The sequence below is a fragment of the Clostridium boliviensis genome (assembly GCF_033342255.1).
In the GTDB taxonomy this organism is placed as follows: domain Bacteria; phylum Bacillota; class Clostridia; order Lachnospirales; family Lachnospiraceae; genus Lacrimispora; species Lacrimispora boliviensis.
The window spans coordinates 82,490-103,484 of sequence record NZ_JAWONS010000096.1 but is presented as its reverse complement, the minus strand read 5'-3'; the positions used below and the strand labels follow the sequence as shown (position 1 = coordinate 103,484).

22 protein-coding genes are annotated in these 20,995 nt (G+C 38.6%); all 22 read left to right on the top strand.

Annotated elements, in window-relative coordinates; all coding sequences use genetic code 11:
* Positions 1-329: 329 nt before the first annotated feature.
* Positions 330-1,289, top strand: a complete 960-nt coding sequence (locus tag RZO55_RS03760; protein ID WP_318062948.1) for a hypothetical protein — start codon at positions 330-332, stop codon at positions 1,287-1,289.
* A gap of 132 nt (positions 1,290-1,421) precedes the next feature.
* Positions 1,422-2,006, top strand: a complete 585-nt coding sequence (locus RZO55_RS03755; protein ID WP_318062947.1) for a hypothetical protein — start codon at positions 1,422-1,424, stop codon at positions 2,004-2,006.
* Positions 2,007-2,011: 5 nt separating this feature from the next.
* Positions 2,012-3,670, top strand: coding sequence for an N-acetylmuramoyl-L-alanine amidase family protein (locus RZO55_RS03750; RefSeq protein WP_318062946.1), 1,659 nt, complete (start codon positions 2,012-2,014; stop codon positions 3,668-3,670).
* Between the two features lie 30 nt (positions 3,671-3,700).
* A complete protein-coding gene (locus tag RZO55_RS03745) occupies positions 3,701-4,264 on the top strand; it encodes a hypothetical protein (RefSeq protein WP_318062945.1) in 564 nt (187 codons plus the stop codon).
* A gap of 413 nt (positions 4,265-4,677) precedes the next feature.
* The gene (locus tag RZO55_RS03740) at positions 4,678-5,241 is read left to right on the top strand and encodes a hypothetical protein (protein WP_318062944.1); all 564 of its coding nucleotides are present in this window, start codon (positions 4,678-4,680) and stop codon (positions 5,239-5,241) included.
* A gap of 221 nt (positions 5,242-5,462) precedes the next feature.
* Positions 5,463-5,783 carry a hypothetical protein gene (locus RZO55_RS03735; protein WP_318062943.1) on the top strand — a complete coding sequence of 107 codons (321 nt, stop codon included), beginning with the start codon at positions 5,463-5,465 and terminating at the stop codon, positions 5,781-5,783.
* Entirely contained in the window at positions 5,773-6,237 is a 465-nt protein-coding gene (locus RZO55_RS03730; RefSeq protein WP_318062942.1) for a hypothetical protein, read from the top strand. Before RZO55_RS03735 ends, RZO55_RS03730 begins: the two co-directional genes overlap by 11 nt.
* Positions 6,238-6,285: 48 nt before the next feature.
* Positions 6,286-8,904, top strand: a complete 2,619-nt coding sequence (locus RZO55_RS03725) for a molecular chaperone (protein WP_318062941.1) — start codon at positions 6,286-6,288, stop codon at positions 8,902-8,904.
* A gap of 39 nt (positions 8,905-8,943) precedes the next feature.
* Positions 8,944-9,720, top strand: a complete 777-nt coding sequence (locus RZO55_RS03720; protein ID WP_318062940.1) for a hypothetical protein — start codon at positions 8,944-8,946, stop codon at positions 9,718-9,720.
* 75 nt (positions 9,721-9,795) lie between these two features.
* The gene (locus RZO55_RS03715) at positions 9,796-10,329 is read left to right on the top strand and encodes a DUF2628 domain-containing protein (RefSeq protein ID WP_318062939.1); all 534 of its coding nucleotides are present in this window, start codon (positions 9,796-9,798) and stop codon (positions 10,327-10,329) included.
* Positions 10,330-10,823: 494 nt separating this feature from the next.
* A complete protein-coding gene (locus RZO55_RS03710; protein WP_318062938.1) occupies positions 10,824-11,711 on the top strand; it encodes a tyrosine-type recombinase/integrase in 888 nt (295 codons plus the stop codon).
* A gap of 293 nt (positions 11,712-12,004) precedes the next feature.
* Complete coding sequence (locus tag RZO55_RS03705; RefSeq protein WP_318062937.1) at positions 12,005-12,682, top strand: prepilin peptidase; 678 nt, start codon at positions 12,005-12,007, stop codon at positions 12,680-12,682.
* Positions 12,683-12,694: 12 nt separating this feature from the next.
* A complete protein-coding gene (locus RZO55_RS03700; protein ID WP_318062935.1) occupies positions 12,695-12,856 on the top strand; it encodes a hypothetical protein in 162 nt (53 codons plus the stop codon).
* Between the two features lie 120 nt (positions 12,857-12,976).
* Positions 12,977-13,141 carry a Flp family type IVb pilin gene (locus RZO55_RS03695; RefSeq protein WP_318062934.1) on the top strand — a complete coding sequence of 55 codons (165 nt, stop codon included), beginning with the start codon at positions 12,977-12,979 and terminating at the stop codon, positions 13,139-13,141.
* A 121-nt stretch (positions 13,142-13,262) separates the two neighbouring features.
* Positions 13,263-14,081, top strand: a complete 819-nt coding sequence (gene cpaB / locus RZO55_RS03690) for a Flp pilus assembly protein CpaB (protein WP_318062933.1) — start codon at positions 13,263-13,265, stop codon at positions 14,079-14,081.
* Positions 14,082-14,108: 27 nt separating this feature from the next.
* Complete coding sequence (locus RZO55_RS03685) at positions 14,109-15,305, top strand: CpaE/TadZ family protein (RefSeq protein ID WP_318062932.1); 1,197 nt, start codon at positions 14,109-14,111, stop codon at positions 15,303-15,305.
* Between the two features lie 3 nt (positions 15,306-15,308).
* Positions 15,309-16,667 (top strand): TadA family conjugal transfer-associated ATPase, encoded by a 1,359-nt coding sequence (locus RZO55_RS03680; protein WP_318062931.1) that lies wholly within the window; start codon positions 15,309-15,311, stop codon positions 16,665-16,667.
* A 2-nt stretch (positions 16,668-16,669) separates the two neighbouring features.
* On the top strand, positions 16,670-17,605 hold the full coding sequence (locus tag RZO55_RS03675) for a type II secretion system F family protein (protein WP_318062930.1): 936 nt from the start codon (positions 16,670-16,672) through the stop codon (positions 17,603-17,605).
* Positions 17,606-17,640: 35 nt separating this feature from the next.
* Positions 17,641-18,558, top strand: a complete 918-nt coding sequence (locus tag RZO55_RS03670) for a type II secretion system F family protein (RefSeq protein ID WP_318062929.1) — start codon at positions 17,641-17,643, stop codon at positions 18,556-18,558.
* A 2-nt stretch (positions 18,559-18,560) separates the two neighbouring features.
* Positions 18,561-18,911, top strand: coding sequence for a DUF192 domain-containing protein (locus RZO55_RS03665; protein WP_318062928.1), 351 nt, complete (start codon positions 18,561-18,563; stop codon positions 18,909-18,911).
* A gap of 1 nt (position 18,912) precedes the next feature.
* Positions 18,913-20,478 carry a hypothetical protein gene (locus tag RZO55_RS03660; protein ID WP_318062927.1) on the top strand — a complete coding sequence of 522 codons (1,566 nt, stop codon included), beginning with the start codon at positions 18,913-18,915 and terminating at the stop codon, positions 20,476-20,478.
* Positions 20,471-20,992, top strand: a complete 522-nt coding sequence (locus tag RZO55_RS03655) for a TadE/TadG family type IV pilus assembly protein (RefSeq protein WP_318062926.1) — start codon at positions 20,471-20,473, stop codon at positions 20,990-20,992. The genes RZO55_RS03660 and RZO55_RS03655 overlap by 8 nt, the downstream gene beginning before the upstream one ends.
* The last annotated feature ends 3 nt before the right edge of the window (positions 20,993-20,995 follow it).

Below are 20,995 nucleotides of genomic sequence, written 5' to 3'. Positions count from 1 at the left end.
GAAGATAAGTTTTGGGCTGGTCTTCCAATTCAATGTTTTGTGGTTGAAAGTATTGATCATGAGATATCTATTCCTGTTGGAATGAATGGGATGATTTTAAATAAAGATACATTATTGTTTGGAATATGGGGCGAAGGTATTTTGGCACATCGAGTTAATGATAATTGAAAACTATTTAATATTTTTCAAATGAAATCACATATTAGATATCTGCAATTTTTAATAATTTAGAAGCTATAGATGGTACGCATATTTTAGATGGTAATCCAATTACATAAGTTAAAATAGCTAATTTATTAAACTCAAAAATAACAGTTGGTGGAATTAATATGAATAGTTTGTTTGAAAAAATAGTTTCTTTAAAATTTGTAATAATATTATTAATGCTTTTGCTGCTTTTGTATAGAACTAATAGCTATAATAATAGTAACAATATTAAGGAATCTACAAGTTTAAATAAACAAAATAAAAATAAATATATAAGTAAAGAATTAAATGGTGAATGTGAATTAGAAGAATTAAAAGTCACATCAGAAGAAGCATTTAGAAAAGATGGTTTAATAGTATATGATTATCACCATTCTATTCAATTTAATGGTGACAATTATAAGAAGAATAACTATACTATCAGAAATTTTTTAGATGTAGATGTTCATTATCCTCAAGTAACTGGTTTAACAGATAAAGAAGTGGAAACTAATTTAAATAAAAAGTTAAAAATGTTATCTTTAAATATAATTTCAGCTGATTATGAAGAAATTTCATTAAAGTATAAATCACTTATAGATTGGAACATAAATAAAAGTAATGAGAGTATGCTTGCTGTCAATGGAAAGTACAAAATTTTAAGTATGGACAATAAGCAAATAAGTGTTCGTGTTTATACAGATTACTATGAAGGAGTAAATATTTTTAATGATGAATATGTCATGACAATAGATATTAATACAGGAAATATTAAAAAGCTTAAGGATATAGTAGACATGGAGTATATTGAATTAGCTATAAAAAATTATAAATATCAAATACTATCTGGACAAACTTCGGAATTAGATAATTTTATGAAAGAGCAAAAAGATGAATTTAATAAAGAAATATTGGCTGCTTATAAGGAATCAAAGAAAAGATATGCCAATAAAGAATGGATATATGGTGTGGATCGGGGTGTTGCAAATATTAATAATTTTGGTATTGATAAAGAATATCTTTATATAAATTTAATGTATGAAGATGCACTGGACGGATTTCTAATAATAAAAATGCCAATAAGCGAACTGAAGCTAAAATAACTAAATATTTTTGTTGATTAAAACAGTTATACCAAATAATTACAATTTTGGATGGTTGCAAAATTCTATGGCATTATAAGCCATGAATGGTAAGTTTGCTTATTAGATTTAACTTCAGGAGGGAATGATAAGGTGGATCGAAATAAGGATATAGAAGAATATTTAAAAGAATATAGAAATGAAAGATTGGAGCTAAAAAGAACCTATCTGACAAAAAACATGTGTAGTATGGTACCATTGTTTTACAAAAAGCTCAATCTATTAATATCCGAACAGCTAAACAGGCAAGAAGACGATAAAGAAGCTAAATTAAATTATATCTATCTATGTCATTTAAAAAGTAGTGAATACACGGAAAGTTTTAAAGCAATATTTGGATTCAGCAATTCTATGTTATACCTTGATGAAAAGAAAAGTCAGTGTTACTGGTATCCAGAACTGATATATAAAAATATATCTGAGGATATGAATACAATAGAAAAGTTACTACGAAATAAATTTGTACGTCTGGAGAAGTTTGAATTATTAACTTTCAAGCAAAAAATACTAAATGATGATTGGAATTTATTTCAGGAGTGTTTTAGGACTTTGTTAAATCAGTCTTTTAGCATAGTGTTAGATAGTTCGCTGCGTTTAGCAGACGAGATATTATTACTATGTGGAGATTATATGGACAATTTAAGAATAGTCGGACATGTGAATACGGAAGGGAGATAAGAGTAATGGGGAAAAATCAAAGTTCTTTTCATTTAGGGAATGAATTTAATGGGTATGGTAGAATGACTTATTTGAAAGCCAGTCAGTGTGGAATCAATACTCCGTTATCTCAGGAAAATGTTCAGCTTTCGCAAGATTTTAGTAAGTATTCATTAATGATGTTAGGCAGTATGCCAGTGATATTGGATCCGGCAAGCATAAATCCTGTTTTGAATTCCATAATAGGATCAATGGCCAGTGTGAATCAAGCAATAATAACAAAAGATGCAGCTGGTAATTATGTTGTTCAATTTAATGTAGCAAGTAAAAATTTTACAGATGGAGCTTACCCGTATTACTCTGAAGTAATAAATAACGCAGTACCTGTAGAAATGGGAATACAAAAACAATGGGTACCATATGGAACACCAGAAGGTGCCAGGTGGAAATATTACAAAAATGGACATTACGTAAAAAAAGACTGGGTATTTATAGACAAAGATAAAGCCTGGTATTATTTGGAATCTGATGAATATATGGTGACAGGCTGGAAAGAAATAAAAAAGCAATGGTATTATTTTGTGTCAAATATGGAAGGCGGTCATGAGACAGACGGCCATATGGCGCTGGGGTGGAAGAAAATAAAAGGATTATGGTACTATTTTAATGAAGAAGAATCAGCAGGAAATATGGTGACTGGTTGGAGAGAAATTGATGGAAAATGGTACTATTTTAAAAATAAGGCAGAAGCCACAAATGGTAATGACTATGGATATATGCATAGTGATAAATGGTTGAAATATAAAGGAAAGTGGTATTATTTTAATCCTAATGGAGAAATGGCTACATCAAAATTAGTAAATTGGAAAGGCAAGAAATATTTTTTAAAACAGAATGGCGCTATGGCTGCTAATGAAACAATTATAGATCCAGCCACTAAGAAGACTTATAAAGTAGATGAAAATGGAGTGTGTAGAGAGATAAAAAAAGGTGTTATTAAGATTACATTAAGTGACTCAAAGAGATTTGTCGAAATTACTGATGGTAGTACAAAGTATTATGGTGGGAATCAATCATGGTTTAAATGGGATAATGATAAGAAAAAATCTGATGTTGCTAAAAATGGGGGGTGTGGAACAGTGGCATCTGCTAATATAATGGCATATTTGGCTAGTCATAACTCAAATTATGAAGGTCTTTATACTTTTTCGGATTATACAAGGGCTAATTTTCAATTACATATGAAAGAGATGTATAAATATGTAACACCACGTCATATCGGAAAACAACCTTTGGGGGTGTGGCCTGTTAGCTTATTAGAGGAGGGGGTAGAAGAATTTGCCAGTGATAAAGGTATAGAACTTCATGCTGTAAAGAAGTATGATTCTTTTACTCGCGAGAACATTATTGATTATATTAAAGAGGGGTTAGAAAAAGATTCGCCTATAGCAATGTTGATCGGAGAGGGTGGAAGCAGCAATGTAACGATAACAAATCCAGATGGAAGCGTATCATCAGGGAACTCGTTTAAGTTACACTGGGTAACCATTACGGAATTAGAAATAGACGAAACCGAAGAAAAGGCAAAAGTGAAGGTATCGTCCTGGGGAGGCTGGGGAGAAGTAAATTTAGACGAGTATATACAAAATGAATGGCTTTATCAAGGACTATTATATTTCGAATGACGACAATATTAAAATTTAGGAGGATAACGTGTGGAGTCTTTCAATTCAATTCCTTTATTAATATTAGCTATAGTATTAATTTTTCTGTTAATATGTATTTTTTTATATATGATTATTAAAAAAATAAAGTTTGGATGGCTTTGGCTTTTATCTATTATTATGATAATAACTGGTGGTGTTAAGATACATGATCAAATATTAAATTCAGTATTTTATGACTTTAAGACAGAAATGTGCAGTACATTTCCGGAGATAAATGATATAGAATTCAATATTATCAATGGAGGAAGTATTTGTACAATAGATGTTGACTTAAAAAAAGAGATAGAGTACGAAAGATTAGAAAATCTTTTTATTGATATGCTAAAGAAAATTAATCAAGAACCAATGTCAAGCTATTTAAAGGGTAGTTCAAATAGTAATAAGCATTGGAATTATTTATTAATTGATTTTTTTGGAGTAGAACATGGAAGGTTTGAGTCAGAAATATATAAACATTCAGATTGGTTTACTAATGAAAATCAACAAGAACAGACTTGGAAAAATAGTGATACAGGTAAAAAATACAATTATTCAGATTATATTGAATATTAGAAGGAAATTCTATTAATTCTTTGGATTTTGTTCCTTTATTGTTAAATGGCGAATTAGATTAGCGCTGTTTGCTTTAAAATATCGTTTCTCCATCTTAAGCTGCTTGTTTTTTGGCGAGGCCTAAGCAGCTAGGCATCTTCTATAGAACGGTTATTTTTTCTTTAAAGGAACCACTGTTAATAGCCTGGTCGATCCATTTATTAAGGAGTGATCTTGCAATATCATATATATTCCGAATGACGACAATATTAAAATTTTGGAGGATAACGTGTGGAATCTTTCAATTCAATTGCTTTATTTATATTAGCTATATATTAGTTTTTTGTTAATATGTATTTTTTTATATGTGATTATTATTAGGGATTATTATCGTTCGAATAATTAATATTTTATAGAAAAGAAGAGGATAAACTATGGAATCGTTTAATTTATTACCTTTAATAATTATTATATTATCTTTAGTATTAATATCGTCATGTTTGATCTTATTCTCTGTTATAAAAAGGGTAAAATGGGGATGGCTTTGGACATTAACTATTTTAATTATTATAATGGGAGGCATTAAGATATATAATCGAATTGTAAATAATACGTTTCATGATTTTAAAGCAGAAATGTGTGATTTATATCCAGAGATAGATACAATAAAATTAGATATGTCTTATCGAACACGTTCTGGATCAATAGATGTATATATAAAAGATGGAGCTGATGATAAAATTATTGATAAAATGTTCCTTGATATATTATATAAAATTAATAATGAACCAATGTCTAGTTACTTGAAAGGTAGTTCAAACTATAAAAATAAGAGCTGGGTCAATTTAGACATTTTTTTTTATGGACAGAAGTATAGTAGATATTCGTCTGGTCCTTATAAACATACTGACTGGTTTACAGATGGTAATAAACAGGAACAGACTTGGGAAAATAGTGATACAGGTAAAATATATAATTATTCGGATTATATGCGATAGTAATACAGATAGGGAAGAATCTTCCTTAACTTCAGGAAAATGTTTAGCTTTTGCAAGATATTAATAAGTTTTCATTAACAATGTTAGGTAGTATGCCAGCAATATTGTACGTGGCAAACATAAATCAAGTTTGTAATTACATAATTGGATCAATCCTGTTGTAATAGTAATATAAAAATAATGTTTCCAGACGGATCACAGGAATAAAGGAGAAGTTAATCATGATAATTTTGGCGGTAGCTGAGTTTTTATTTTCGTTATACATGGCATTTATATGCGTTAAGAAAAAAGTTAAGTTATGGGGATTATGGTTAGTATTTATTTTGAGCATTTATGGAGGAATTGCTTTTTCTTTGGAAGGAGATATTATTTTATCGTTTTACCTTCGCACATTTGGCTTTCCTCATATAGCAAATAATCAAAACGCTGGTTTGTGGATATATTTATCTGTTCCAATCGGTGCAATCATATTTTTTATGAAAAACAAGGCTAAAAATGCTGAATATCTACATAATGATGTGGGTGATGACCTTGGAAGTTGATGAATTGTTAAAATTACACAAATATGACATATATAATAATGAATCCATAAATCCAGATAAATTGTGTCATCTAGCGGAAAGCTTTTCAGATGAAAATATAGATATACTTAAATACTTCTCATACAGTAAATTTACCACAAAATTTTGTTGGTTGAATCCGATACTTATCATTAACAAAATGAAATATCCGCAGAAATTAAAATGCCTGCCGTGGCTTTTCGGATTACTTAAGGACGTTAATTGGCCGGTATATGAGGATGCGGCTCATGCCTTAATGTCCTTTGATAAAAAAGATGTTGTATCCATAATGGAGAAGTATTTACAAAAAGCATATTCAGAGGGAGATAAGATGTGGATTTCAGGATTATATCTGGCTTCACAGAAATTATTAATTAGAACCTGTGATTTTCAAAATAAAGAAATTTACCAACTATTTTATTTAAGGGATTTATAAAAAAATTATAACATTATAATAAATCAAACGAGAGATAAGGGGAATGAAATGGACAAGTATGGGTATGTATTAAAGCGTCAGGAAGAGAAGATTACGGAAAATCGATACCACAAAAATGATTTGGAATTAATGACTACTTTCCAGCTGCGTGAAATATGCAGGAAAGAAAAGATCCTTCATGGAATTATTAATCCCATGGATAAGGAAGAACTCATCCGGGTAATTCTGCGCTTTAAAGGAGCGGAAGAATATTTCCTGATAGATAGTCCGGACGAAGCGGGTTTCCAATCCTTAGAAAATGTACTGAAAGGAAGCAAACTTCAGGAACGGCAGGATATGAACCTTCAGTGTGGTTCCAAAATTGTAGCATATGAAGGGCTGGCGATTGGCTATTACGACGGACTGACCATACCCTATGAGGAAAGGCTGGCAGGAACCAATGCCTTTGTGGTAGGCGGTGACATGACCTTGTGTGCGGTTTTAAATGTTGTACCTATGGGATCCCGGAAGGACTGTTTATACCTGACAAAGGCGGCTGAGCTTTCCTGTCGGGAGTCAGGTATAAAAAATTACAGCTTATACTGCGTGGGACGTAAAGAGTCAGAGCTCCTATATCAGATCTATAGTGAAAAACATGATTACATACCAGAAAATCTTAATGTTTACCGGATGCCTCTTCTGGACTTTGAGATCAGAAAGCCGATTCCTTTATCCATGCCAGTCGCCATGGATTTTGGAACATCCAATACCACCGCAGGAGTTTATTTAGATAGCTTCTACTTTGAAAAGTCTGGTCTTCATGACGGGGAAAAAGGGCTGAAATCCAACGCAGTCAATTATGCACTGTTCTACGACACCTCATCAGACTGGGAAGAGACAACATTACTTCCAAGTGTGGCAGGAGTTCAGGCGGTTGAATCCGGAAAACCTGCATTCCTGTTTGGCTATGATGCCATCCGTCTGGCTGATTCAAGCTATATTGATGAAGGATTTTGCGTGTTCTATGATATGAAGCGCTGGGTTGGAGATTATGAAAAGCTGGAAGAAATAACGGATCGCCAGGGAAGGCGGGGATTTATTTCCAGAAAAGAAATTCTCCGTGAATATTTTGAGTTTGTTTTAAATGCAGTGAAAAACCGGTTTAAATGTGAAATTAAGAGTGTCCACGTCTCCTGCCCGGTAAAGCAGAAAGCTCAGTTCCAAAAACTGTTTTCCGAAATCCTTTCCGGTTATGCAGTGGAAAAGGGTGATATGATTGATGAAGGTGTCTCTGTTCTATACAGTACGATATCCGGTATGATACAGAGAGGAACTGCAAAAGAAGGCGAACAATACAAGGCACTTATTATAGACTGCGGAGGCGGAACCACAGATCTGTGCTCCTGCCGTTTTCGTATTTGGGACAACCGGGTATCCTACCGGATTGAAATTGACACTTCCTATGAAAATGGAGATACGGACTTTGGAGGAAATAATTTAACCTTCCGAATCATGCAGCTTTTAAAAATTTCAATTGTAAACCAGTTATTTCCCGGTGCCATGCTTACAAAAGAACAAATTCTGGCGGGTTACGATGTTGATGTGTTCCGCTGTGTGGATCAAAGCGGATCTGCAGAATTATACCGGGAGTTAGAGCAGGAGTATAATAAAGCGGAGGAATTTTTGCCTACCCGTTTCAGAGAGTATGAGAACCGGAGCCGTTCAGAATATTACAAGGTAAAAAATAATTTCTACTTTTTATATCATTTAGCAGAGGTCGTAAAAAAGGAGTTTTATAATCATGTCGGAATTCTGCGGGTTGCCCTGTCTTCTAAAGAAGTGAGGGAGAGTGCCACCCGCTGGATCGCCGCAGACAAATGGAAGATGTCTTGCCGTATGCCGTCAGGACTTGAGACCATCAAAGAATTTCCGGCAGTTTATTTCAGCATCTATGAGATTGAAATGCTATTAAATGCAGATATTTACGGCGTTATCCGTAAATTCGTAGAGGGAATGTATGAGGAAGATGTGTTGGAGGATTATTCTATCATCAGGCTGACTGGTCAGTCCTGTAAGATTGAACTCTTCCGGGATGCTCTAAAGGAGTTTGTTCCCGGAAAGGCCATACGGTTTAAGCGCAGAAGCGGGGATATGACCAAAGATTTTGAACTGAAGATGGCATGTGTGGATGGAGCGCTGCAATATTTAAAGGACAAGAAATACGGTTTTGCAGATGTGACAATCCGCACAGAAGAGCCTGCACTGCCTTATCAGATCACCTCAGTTACCCACAATGGAGATGAGGTGGTATTAATCCATCCGCTGAAGAGGAACAGTCCCAGCGGAATGATATCAAGAAATATGGAGGATTTAACCCTCAAGCTTTATTTAAAGGATTTATCAGGAAAGGAACGGTATCAATATACATCTTATAGTAACCCCCAGGATTTTAAAGAGAAAGAATATGAAGAGATCCAAGAACTGTATGGAGAACACATTATGCAGGCGGATACAGATGATATCATTGAACAGGAAGTAAAGTTCTTTGTATGGGCCAGCCCTATGGAAGGGGCTTTTACCGTGGTGCCGGTTTACCGGAAGGAGAAAAAACTGTATCTGGGGAATGAGGAGAAATTTTCTTTTGAAAATGACGGCTGGGTTCAAAGCTTTTTTGATGGAATGAAATAATAATAGAAAGCAGATAAAAAAGATCGGAGGAACCAACAGATGCAGAATTTATACCCGTTATTTGAACGAAACCGAATATTGAAGAAAGAACTATTATGGTCTTTAAGAGATTATTCCTTTGCCCATATCCAATTGGAATATCAGGAATATGATCAGGGAATTCTCAGGGGGTATGACATAAAAGTCCGGGAAAATGATTTGGTTATTGGTCCTGGAATCTTTAAATACGGAACGTTTGTCTGTCTTCAGACCGAGGAGGAGCTGGTTCCCTATACACCTAAGGAGGAGCTGCAGTATTTGAGAATGAAAGTGGAAGTCGACAAGACTTCCCAGGATTATATAGCTTACAAAATGGAATATTATCTGACAACAGATGAAAAGACGGAAGAAAATGAATTCGAACTCTGCCGCTTTCATTTACGGAGCGGCGCACGGCTCAGGGATCAATACAGGGATTTCGGTGATATGGAAACGGAATATGACACGGTAAACCTCATTCATTCAGAATGGGGAGGGCTGGGAGGAAAAACGCTATCTCCTGTCATTGTAAAATACTTTGCGAAGATTGTTTTGGAAAGTGAAAACAGTCAGTCGGAAGACCGTTCATTTGCTTATCTGTGCCTGACCCAGCCCGGGGCAGTTCCGGTTCATGTATTAGCATCTTATATCAGCAAGAGAAGTGGAATGAGGATTGGGGACGCTGTTAATAATCAAGTTATTTACCGATCCATGATTGGAATAATTAAGGAAATCCAAAAGGGCAGGGAAGGGAGCGCTGGTACTAGAAGAGAAAGGCATAAAATACTTGTCGATTGAGTATGATTTCGATTCTGCTGAAAAATTAGCACCATCTATTGAAGATATTTTACTTCAGACTAAAGGGAGGCAGTAATGGAGAAAATGAATCAGGATGTAACCAGTGCAGATGTACAGGAAATAAGTTATCAGCTGTCTGCTAATCTGGAAGAATATCTTGAACGCTTTGAACAGATAGAAGAAGGGAAAAACAGATTTAATTTTTCAGCTGCTTTTTTCCAGCATTTGTGGCTGGCATATCAGTTTATGTTTCAGGAGTGGTTGATTGTATGTTTTATAGGGTTTATTCTAAAGCTTGTTCTAATAATATGGGGGCTGTTTCAAACGGGCTCTATGAAGGGCGCAATTCTAAACTATATATGGATGTGGTTATTTTATTGGTTAATAAAATTTATTATATTTGGCCGTTTGGGGGACAGATTTCTTTATAGAAACATTAAAAAGAGAATTAAAAATAATCGAAAGGGAAAAGTAAGCCTGATTACCTGGCTGATTTCTTCCGATAAAACATTGGTATTTCGAGGAACAGCTGTAGTTGCATGTGAAATTATTGGGCTGGTGCTATTAAATGATGTACTAGCTATTCTTATTGATTGGATTATATACTGATAAAATAAGTGAATTTCTCATGCCTTATTTTCCTCATATAATAAGTTTGAAAGCAAAAAATATCGCTTTCAGACTTATTTTTTTATTAATTTAGTGGTAAGGACAACTTTGAGAATTCCCCTTTTAGTTTTCTGGCAAAAAACGATATTCCGTCTGCGGGAAATATACAGAAACTATTAATCCCATAAATAGTAAACTCTGATATGCCTAATTCTCCGATTTAAAGGAACGGTAGAATCAACAATGTTAACACCAACAGGCACTTGATCCATTATCATATTTAATGGTCACAAGGGGGGACTCTGCCATAATCTAATAAAAATGTCATAAATTTCATCTCAATTTTGAAACATATTTTTCACAAAATCCCATTATCTGCTATCTGAATCATAAAAATATTTCGATATTGAATATAAGTGATATAATCTTCAGATACTGAACCACATAAACATTTTCGAACTGAATTATGTCAATAGCAGACTATGGAGGGTACTATGAAAAAGAATCAGAGTGAAGACAGAATTATAACAGAAGGCTTAATCGAAGAATACTGCAAATGGCTGTACTGCCAGGAAAAGAGCCAGGTGACCATTCAAAAATACCGGTATTATCTGGAACAATTTTCATATTTTCTGGAAGGGAGAAACATTAACAAAGAGCTGGTAATCTTATGGAAAGCCCAGCTGCGGAAAAGGTTTTCCCCTGTAACTGCTAACGGAGCATTGGCTGCAGTCAATGGATTTTTTAAATACAGCGGCTGGCTGGATATGACAGTGAGATTTTTTAAGATCAGCAGCAGTGTGTTTTGTACAGAGCAAAAGGAGTTAAGTAAAGGGGAATATAAAAGACTGGTCAAGGCAGCACAGGAAAATAAAAATGAACGTCTGGCCATGATCCTGCAGACAATCTGTTCCAGCGGTATACGAATTTCCGAGCTGCCCTTTATTACCGTTGAAGCAGTGAGAAACGGTGTGGCAGAGGTTGAATGCAAGGGCAGGATCCGTACCGTTATGCTGACCCACCAATTATGCGAATTATTGATAGAGTATGCAAAGAAACGTCACATTGTTTCCGGTATGATCTTTATTACACGTAACGGAAAGGCGGTTGACAGAAGCAATATCTGGAGGGAAATGAAAGCGTTGGGATGCCCGGCACGAGTTGCTGAGGAAAAGATATATCCTCATAATCTTCGTCATTTGTTTGCCAGAACCTTTTATACGATGGAGAAAGATTTATCGAGGCTAGCAGATATATTAGGACACAGTGATGTGAATACTACCCGTATTTACACAAAAGAAAGTGGTCATGCACACTTGAAAATATTGGAGCAATTAGACCTATTAGTCGCACAATACAACGGAATACCTCTTTTGTTGTAATAATACGTCGAATCTATTGAATAATATACTACATAAATCTTTAAAAGTCTACAATTATTTTAAGAAATTAATTTAAATGTGTAAATTTGTTAATTTTGGATAGCACAAACAGGCTGGAGTTGTAAAAAATTCCCCAGCCTGTTTGCGGTGTCCTTCTTTTTTTTATAAAAGGGCCACATCTGGTTAAATTTTAAGATATTTACAACAAAAGAGGTATTCTGTTGTAACCGATTCTAAATCAGTCATTGAAACAGTATATAAGCCTTATAAGTTTAGGAACATGGGGGGAGAAGATGAATGGAATTTTAGTTACTGCCGTTTTGACGGGCATGAGCTGTCTGGTTGGCTTTTTTATACCGGAATTATCATATTCCTTTGCCTGTTATAAATGCAGGCGGAAGGGATATCCGAGGCCGCTAAGAATCCCCGGTCTCCAGTGGAAAGCTGTAAGCCTGATTTTTACTGCAGGCGTCACAGGTTTGTCCTGCCTTCTATTACCGTTTGATCAGGCCATATTTACGATTCTCATCTGCTATATTGCAGCTTTTGGGATTTGTGTGGACAGGTTAATAAGAATCATCGCCAATGAAATGCTTTGGGTGATTCTGGCAGCAGGTCTTATATACCGTATACATTCAGGCGGCTTGATTGGGCTTTTGGGTTCAGCCGGAGCAATGGCGCTGGTGATTGCTATCTTCGGCCTGACAATGATATTCACCTATGTAAGGAAAGGAACTGCCGGAGTTGGAATGGGAGATGTAAAGCTCGCCATGATCATTGCAATAACGGTCGGCTTCCCCGGAGTGTTTTACTTCCTGACGGGAATGGCCTGTGTCATCGGATTTTATTGTGTGGCAGGAATGAAATATGGTTTCCTGGTCCGGGAAAGTACCTTTCCCATGTGTGGGCACATAATGGCAGGTTTTCTGATCGCATTGCTTTGGCCGTACATTTCAATCACTATTTTGTGAAATGAGGAGAATATGAAACGATTTCAATCTGAAAATGGACAGGCTATGGTTGAATATGCAACTCTGTTTGCAACAGTAGTAATCATAGCCGCAATTTCCTTCGGAAATATGTCAGGGGCAGCAGTTAAGATTTACAATCTGATTCAGAACACTCTGCTTCCGATGTTTCCATAATATTTGGAGTAACCAGCCGGTTTGGTTTATACATAGTAAAGATTTGTGATGAGATGTGGAATTAGTACAATGAAGTCTTATGCTGGTTCTAACTATACAAAAGATGGGGAGGTGAAAAATATGAAAAAACTTTGGGATAAATTTGTTTCTGAGGAAAGCGGACAGGGTATGGTAGAATATGGATTAATTCTTGCTCTGATTGCTGTTGCTGTTATTGTTGGATTACAGGCACTTGGCGGTAAGGTTCAGTCTACATTTGATACAATTAATGGTTCAATGCCGTAATAAAAAGTGATAAAAAAATCAAACCGGCTGTTGCTTATAGAAAGACGAGGCGAATATTCAGTGAACATCTGCGTGCCTCGTCTTGAATTGTAATGAGGTGTAATACCAGGGAGGAATTAAGGTGAAAAAAATTCGTTTGATTGCATTGGCAGTTGCATTCCTTGTGTTCATAGGCGGATACCGGATGCTTGCAATGAGAGAAAACCATCAGTCCACAACCCAGGCTGACGGTCAGAAAATCGAAGTAGTCGTTGCGGCGCAGGATCTCGCCCCCTACACAACACTGACGAAGGATATGATAAAGCTTAAAAAGGTACTGCTTGATGACGATACAAAGGGCTATTACAGTAAGCCGGAGGAAGTTGTAGGAAAGGTATGTGTGGCAAATATCTTTCAGGATGAAGTGCTGACAGACAGGCGGCTTGCAGAAGATAATGCTGAAGTTCTGGGACTTTCTTCAAGGCTGGAGGATGGAAAAAGGGCGGTATCCATAAATACGGATTTAGAACAGGGTGTTTCCAATAATCTCAGAGTGGGAAACTATGTGGACGTTATTTTTACAGGAACATTAAAATCGTCTGTGCAGGGGAGCGAAGAAGAGATTCCGGCAGGGCTTACCATGGAACGGATTATGGGACCCCAGAATCCGGCCAATGCCCAGATTGTAAATGATTCAATAGGCAATGAATTCTCTGTCATTGCCCTGCAGAATATTAAGGTTGCAGCACTTGGAAATTCTTTTTCCTTTGACAGCAACAAAGACTATAAAGACGAGGAATACGTAAGTGTCACATTGGAGGTAACTCCCTCCCAGGCAGCCCAGATTGCCCTCATGAAGAGCGGGGAAGGGAAAATACAGCTGGCACTCAGACCACAGGAGGACACTGCTGTTGTGAATGAACCCCGTGGATCGGTACTTAAGAATTATGAAGGAAATTAGTTTTCTTTGGGAAAGGGGAATCAGCTTGTGAAAATTAAAATTCTGCTCCTGGGGATACCGGAGAAATGTTCACAGATAAAAACACAGATTAAAGACGATGAGATGACCGTAGTCGGATATGTGGTGGATGAGAATCAGGTACTGAATGAAATAAACCGGACCATGCCGGATCTGATCCTGATTACAGATACTTCACCCATGGCCCTGCGGTCCTGCCAGCAGATTTATCTGCTGCGCCCGCGCTCTGTACCGATTGTGCTCTCTGATCTGGATGACAACGATCTGATGCATAAGATCCTGCAGTCCGGAGTCCACTACATACTGCCTGAAAAGATAGAACCCATTAATCTGGTTGCAGAATTAAAGGGAATCTACAGCAATGAATCAAACCGGATTCTGGCACTGGAAAATACAGGAGCCAAGTCTTCCAAATCAAAAGTTATAATGGTCTTCGGACCAAAGGCTGGAGTAGGTAAGACAACTCTGGCTGTAAATATGTCAATCAAGCTGGCTCAGAAAAATAATAAAGTGGTTATTCTGGATTATGACTTTCAGTCCGGAGACGTTGGTAACCTGTTTGGTATGAATCCGAGAAATACGATTCTGGAACTGATCCAGGAACAGAGTAATCCCAACGTGGATACGATCCGGCAGTTTTTGTCCCTCCATCTTTCCGGAGTGAACTTCCTTCCCAATCCACACAGCCCGGAATATGGGGCTTCCATCACAGCCCGGCAGGTTGAGAGCATTATTGCGGCACTGCGGGTTTATTATGACTATGTAATTGTCGATGCGGTTTCAGGGTTTGATGATACATCGGCATGTTGTATTGACTGTGCCTCCACTGTTTTATTTGTAACAGGAAAAGATGTGCCTGCGCTGCATAATGCGAAGAAAAGTCTGCAGGTGCTGGCAGAACTGACGGATAAACAGAAGATTAAACTGGTTGTTGGAAAGTCCTGTGGTTACGGAATATCAGACAGCGATGTATCCCGTGTGCTGGGCATGCCGGTGTGGGGGTCCATCCCCTATGATGAGAAATCAGCAGTGGCTGCAGCAAATCAGGGGCAGCCGCTGGTATTGTCGTATCCGAAAAGTAAAATCTGTAAGGAAATTTCCAATATAACAGAACAACTGGAAGGAATGAACGAGGGTTACAGAAGTGTAAAAAGCAGAAAAAAGAAACGGATTTCATTCCTTCAAAAAGGAAAGGAGACTTTGTAAGCCATGGAGTGGGTAGCTCGTCTGGGTCAGACAAAGGAAACAGACCATACTGTTTCAAAGCCTTTCAGCGTTTCAAACGCTGATACGGGAAACAGAACGGATAAAAATTATGATAAATTGAAGCAGACGGTTCACCAGGAGGTAATACGGGAATACAATGACCGTTTTTCGGACAGCACCAGTGGAAAGTTCATTGATGTTATGGAAATCATCCATCAGGCCATTGCCAGGCAGGAGGAGAGCCTGACCCGTCTGGAAGAATCAAAACTTGCTCAGGAAATTTATGATGATGTTATGGGACTGGGTCCCTTAGAGCCGCTTCTTAGGGATGAATCTGTTTCTGAGATCATGGTGAATAGTGCAAGGCAGATTTACATAGAGCGGGGAGGCAGGCTGGAAATGACAGCTGCAAGCTTTAGGGATGATGCCCATGTGTTAAAGGTAATCAACCGGATCGTTTCATCCGTGGGAAGGCGCTGTGATGAAGCTACGCCCATGGTGGATGCACGATTGGCAGATGGTTCCCGTGTTAATGCCATTATTCCGCCCATCGCTTTAAAAGGTCCCTCCATCACAATTAGAAAATTTTCTTCCACGCCCCTTAAGATCGGAGATTTAATCGGATATGGCTCCCTGTCTTCCCAGATGGCAGGTTTTCTGGAGGCAGCAGTTAAGGGACGCTGCAACATAATTGTTTCGGGGGGAACCGGATCAGGTAAAACCACATTGTTAAATGTATTATCAGGTTATATTCCTGACAGTGAAAGAATTGTTACCATAGAGGACGCGGCTGAGCTTCAGCTGAAACAGGATCATGTAGTAACCCTGGAAGGACGTCCAAGCAACATAGAAGGAAAAGGAGTTGTTTCCATCCGGGATCTGGTAAAGAATGCACTTAGAATGCGTCCCGACCGGATTATAGTTGGAGAGGTCCGGTCTGGAGAGACTCTTGATATGCTTCAGGCCATGAACACAGGTCATGATGGTTCCCTGACGACTGTACATGCTAATTCTTCCAGAGATGTAATATCCCGTCTGGAAACAATGGTTTTGATGTCAGGAATGGAATTGCCTGCAAAAGCCATCAGAGAGCAGATCACCTCTGCCATTGATTTAATCGTTCACCAGTCCCGTTTACGGGATGGAAGCAGAAAGATCGTCAACATATCTGAGGTGGTGGGAATGGAAGGAGATACCGTAACCATGCAGGATATTTTCAGTTTCCGCCAGAACGGAACAGATGGAAACGGAAAGATTGCAGGGAAGTTTGAACCTACGGGAATTCATCCGAAGATTCTTGATAAGATCAGGGATAATGGCGGTTATTGCAGGGATGACTGGTTTCTCGCGGAACGGAGGTAATAATGAAAATGGTTTGTCTGGTTTCTGCGGCGTTATTTATCTATTGTGCCATGGAACTAATTCTGGAATTTCTGTTAGAAAAACAGCTGAAGGTCAATCAGCGGTTAACTGATTTAAGCCAGTTGAAAAAAGAAACTGCTGTATCGGCTGACGGACAAGAAAAAAAGGAAAGACAGCTTTTGCGCTTCATACATATTTCAAAAAAACTGAAGGAAGAGGTAAGCTTATCAGGAATCAGGCTGCGTCCAGAGGAGTTTATCATGATCTGGTTTCTTCTTATCTTTGCTCCGGCCATGCTTTTATTTGCATTTGCTCCGGATTTGATTCAGTGTATGGGACTTTTCCTTATAGGACTGGTTGCTCCCCCGTTCTTTCTCAAAATAGCAGCTGCCAGACAGCGTTCCCTGTTTGAGGCTCAGTTAGGGGATGCGCTGATGGTGCTTTCCAATGGTCTGAGAGCCGGTTTTTCCTTTGAACAGGCACTGGAGAATGTTTCCGGAGATTTAGCCAATCCCATTGGCAGTGAACTGAATACAATCGTCAGGGAGCTAAAGCTGGGAGGGGAATTGGAACAGTCTTTTTTGATGGTAGCTGAACGAATGGAAAGTGACGATTTAAAACTGCTAACCACAGCTGTTGTTATCCAGCAGCGGGTGGGGGGAAATCTGGCAGAAATACTGGATATCATTTCCCAGACCATTCGGGACAGACTGACAATCAAGCGCTCCATAAAGACGCTTACTGCTCAGGGAAGAATCACAGGTCAGGTGATTGGAGCACTTCCGGTTCTTCTGCTTTTTGCTCTTTCCTTTGCCAATCCTGGGTATATTTCTCCGCTGTTTTCTTCTATGATGGGACGCTTATTACTGATGCTTGGCGGAGGAATGGAGATTTTTGGCTTCTTAATGATCAATAAAATTGTAAAAATAAAATTTTGATGAAACCATAAGAGATAAAAACAGGAGAAAAAAAGATGATATTTCTGACAGCCATAGCAGGCGCAGTATTTGCTTATTTTTTTGTAGATGTATGTTTCTCAGCTGCTTTTTCTAAAACGCTTGCTCTGAATGAACGCTTAAAATCTGTGGAAGACATGGGAAAACGGCAGAGGGAAACAGGGGAACTGGATGCTTCCATCGCGGAGCGGATCATGAGACCGGTTTTTAACCGTATCCTTACCATATTTTCCGTATTTGCACCTAAAAATCCAGCGGCTCTGGAGAGATTGGAGCAGCAGCTTAAACAGGCCGGCATTCATATGAGATCCCAAAACTACAGCGCTTCAGTTGCCTTCTTTACGGCAGTCTGCATTTGTTTGGGCGTTTTATATGGAAGGTCGGGAGGTATTTTACAGTCTGTCCTTTATGGTGTGCTGGGTCTCTATGCCGGAGTTGTGTTGAGCCGTTTTCATTTAAAGAGCAAAATAAAAAAACGGAAAGCAGAACTATACCATCAGCTTCCAGAAATGATGGATTTACTAAGTGTTAGTGTTTCGGCGGGACTGGGCTTTGACCAGGCACTGGGATATGTGGTAGAAAAATCAAACGGTGCCCTGATCGATGAACTTGATATAACCCAGAGGGAAATTTCCCTGGGCCGCAGGCGAAAGGATGCCCTGATCGGATTTGCGGACCGATGCGATAATATGGAGATCCGTACATTTGTTACTGCCGTGATCCAGGCCGATGAAATGGGATCCTCCATGCAGAATATCCTGTCCATTCAGGCGACTGCAATCCGGCAGACTCATAAACAGAATGTAGAGGAAAAGGCACAGAAATTATCTGTTAAGATTCTTCTCCCCATGGTGCTGTTTATATTTCCGGTCATCTTTATTGTACTTCTGGGACCGGCAGTCATGTCAATTATGGAAATGTTTGGAGGTATGTAGCTATGATAGTACTGATAGAAGAAGAAAATGGCTTCAATGTGCAGGCAGAAATTGCCGACACCTTCTTAAAAAGACTGCTGGGGCTGATGTTTCGCCCCGGGCTTAATGAGGGGAATGGCCTGCTTTTAGATTCCTGTTCCCGCATCCATACATGCTTCATGCGTTTTCCCATTGATGTGGTATATTTAGACCATGGTAATAAGGTTTTAAAAAGGGAAACCGTGTATCCCTGGAGGCTGGGAAGCTTTGTAAAGGGAACCAGAAAGATATTAGAATTAAATAAAGGTGCTGCAAGAAAGTTGAAGACCGAAAAACAGCTGTTTATCAGCTGTGTTGAAGAAAGGAGGTCGTAATATGAATTATAATCAGGTAAATGATTTCAGACAGGATGCAGAAAACGCCGGACAGATGGGGGGTATGCTCCCTGACGGTATGGAAGGCCTTACAGGTAAGAACATGCAGAACGAGCTTGCTTCTAAGCTCCAGACAACGGTAGTCGGAGGGTATACCAAAAAGAGTGTGGAAGAATATGCTCTGGAAATGAGGAATAATCTGATGCTGATCAAGATGCAGCTGGAGCAGCAGATCCGTGAGCTTACGGCTGAAAAAGTCAGTGTTACCCAGGAATGCCAGGTGCTTCGGGAGCAGTTAAACACAGCAGAGGAAAAGCTTTCCGACGCAATCGCGCAAAAGGAAAGGGCGATGCAGGAGGCCAGGCTGTCAGCAGCAAAATCAGAAGAATGGGAGAACCAGCGTTCCGGTTATGAAGAAATGCAGCAGCAGAAAGTGCTGTATGAGGAAGAGATTTCCCAAAAAGAACAGGACATTATCCGGCTGAATGGAAAATTATCTAATTATCAGCAGGATTATGAAGCTCTGCTGGCAAAAATGAAGGATATGGAGGAAGACCTGCTGAAAGTATCTCTGGGTGGTCTGCCTCAGCCGGAGATGGAAGAACTGCTTCGCCAGAAAGAGGAGGCTGAGCAAAAATATGAGAAGCTTCTTGTGAAGCTGGAGGAAAACACCAAAGCTTTAGAGCAGGAACGCCAGGCACGAATAGAAGAGCAGGAGCAGCGGACCCTGTTGAACGAAAGAGGGAAATGGGAACAGCAGGCTCTGATCGCTGAGCGGGAAAAGCTGGAACAACAGCTTTTGTCAGCCGAAAAGGAGAGATTGGAACACCAGGCTTTAATTGCTGAACGGGAAAAACTGGAGCAGCAGGCTTTAACAGCTGAAAAGGAAAAATGGGAAAAGAAGCTTTATGATTTAAAGAAACAGTATGAAGAACAGGAAAATTACAAAAAAGAGCTGGAAGAGAAGGTTGACGTTTTATATAAAAATTATGAGGAAAATTCATCTCAGATAAAAAGGCAGGAGCAGCAGATTGAAGAAAAGGACATGCTTCTGAAACATTACCAGGGACAGGAGCAGGGAGCCATACTGACCAGGCAGGAAAATCAAAAGCTAAAAGATACCATAGATTCCTTAAAAGAAACAATTCAGATGATTATGGAACAGATGGAAACTCAGTCAGAAAGTATGAACCTTTACATGGAACGTACAACCCAGGAACGGGATACTCTTAAAAAAGCCATTGGGGAACAGGCGGCGCTGAAGCTTCAGAATGTGGAACTGTTAGACATCCAAAGAGGTCTGCTGGCCCAGATTGAGGAGTTAAAGTCCAGGAATATGCAGATGGAAAAAGGAATGGAATTACAGAAAAAAGGTTCCTTACCGGTTGAACGGGAAAAACGGGCGGTATTGCCGGAGAAGGAGCCTTTAGTCAGTGCAGAAAAACGGGATTCTTCTGACCCGGAGCTGTTTACCTGTGACAAAGCCATGCAGAAAGCCAGGGGATTATTCTCTGTGATGGAAGGAGAATATGCCGAGAAGACCAGGGAGGTAAAGAACATTGGCTGACTTAAAAAGGAATGATGAGAATGGGCAGTCGATTCTGGAATTTGCCCTGATTCTTCCTATTATAGTGCTGCTCCTTACTGCTCCTGTGGATTTTTTTATCTGCATGAATACGAAGATGACATTAAGCAGTGCTGCCAGCGAATGCATGAGCCGTCTGGACTATTCTGATATTTCATCAGGGACGGTGAGTAATAAGGTGACACAGATAATTACGCAGAATTTCACGGAGCGGCTGGATCCTTCAAAGGTTAATATTGAGGAACTGAGTGAAGCAGGCAGTCAAAAGAATGATTACAGTTATTACGTTTACTCCAGCGATCTGTCCAATCCATCTGATTTTGGCAGCCAGTTCGAAGTGCGCCCCGGCAGTTTTGAGTATACGGAGGTAAAGATGCAGCTCTCTTATGAACGCTCTGCAGTAACCTTCTGGGGAACCCTTTTTCTGGGAAATACATATAAAGTGAAAACACCTGTCTATTCCCGTGATATCTATATAAGCGGCTATACTCCATAGTAC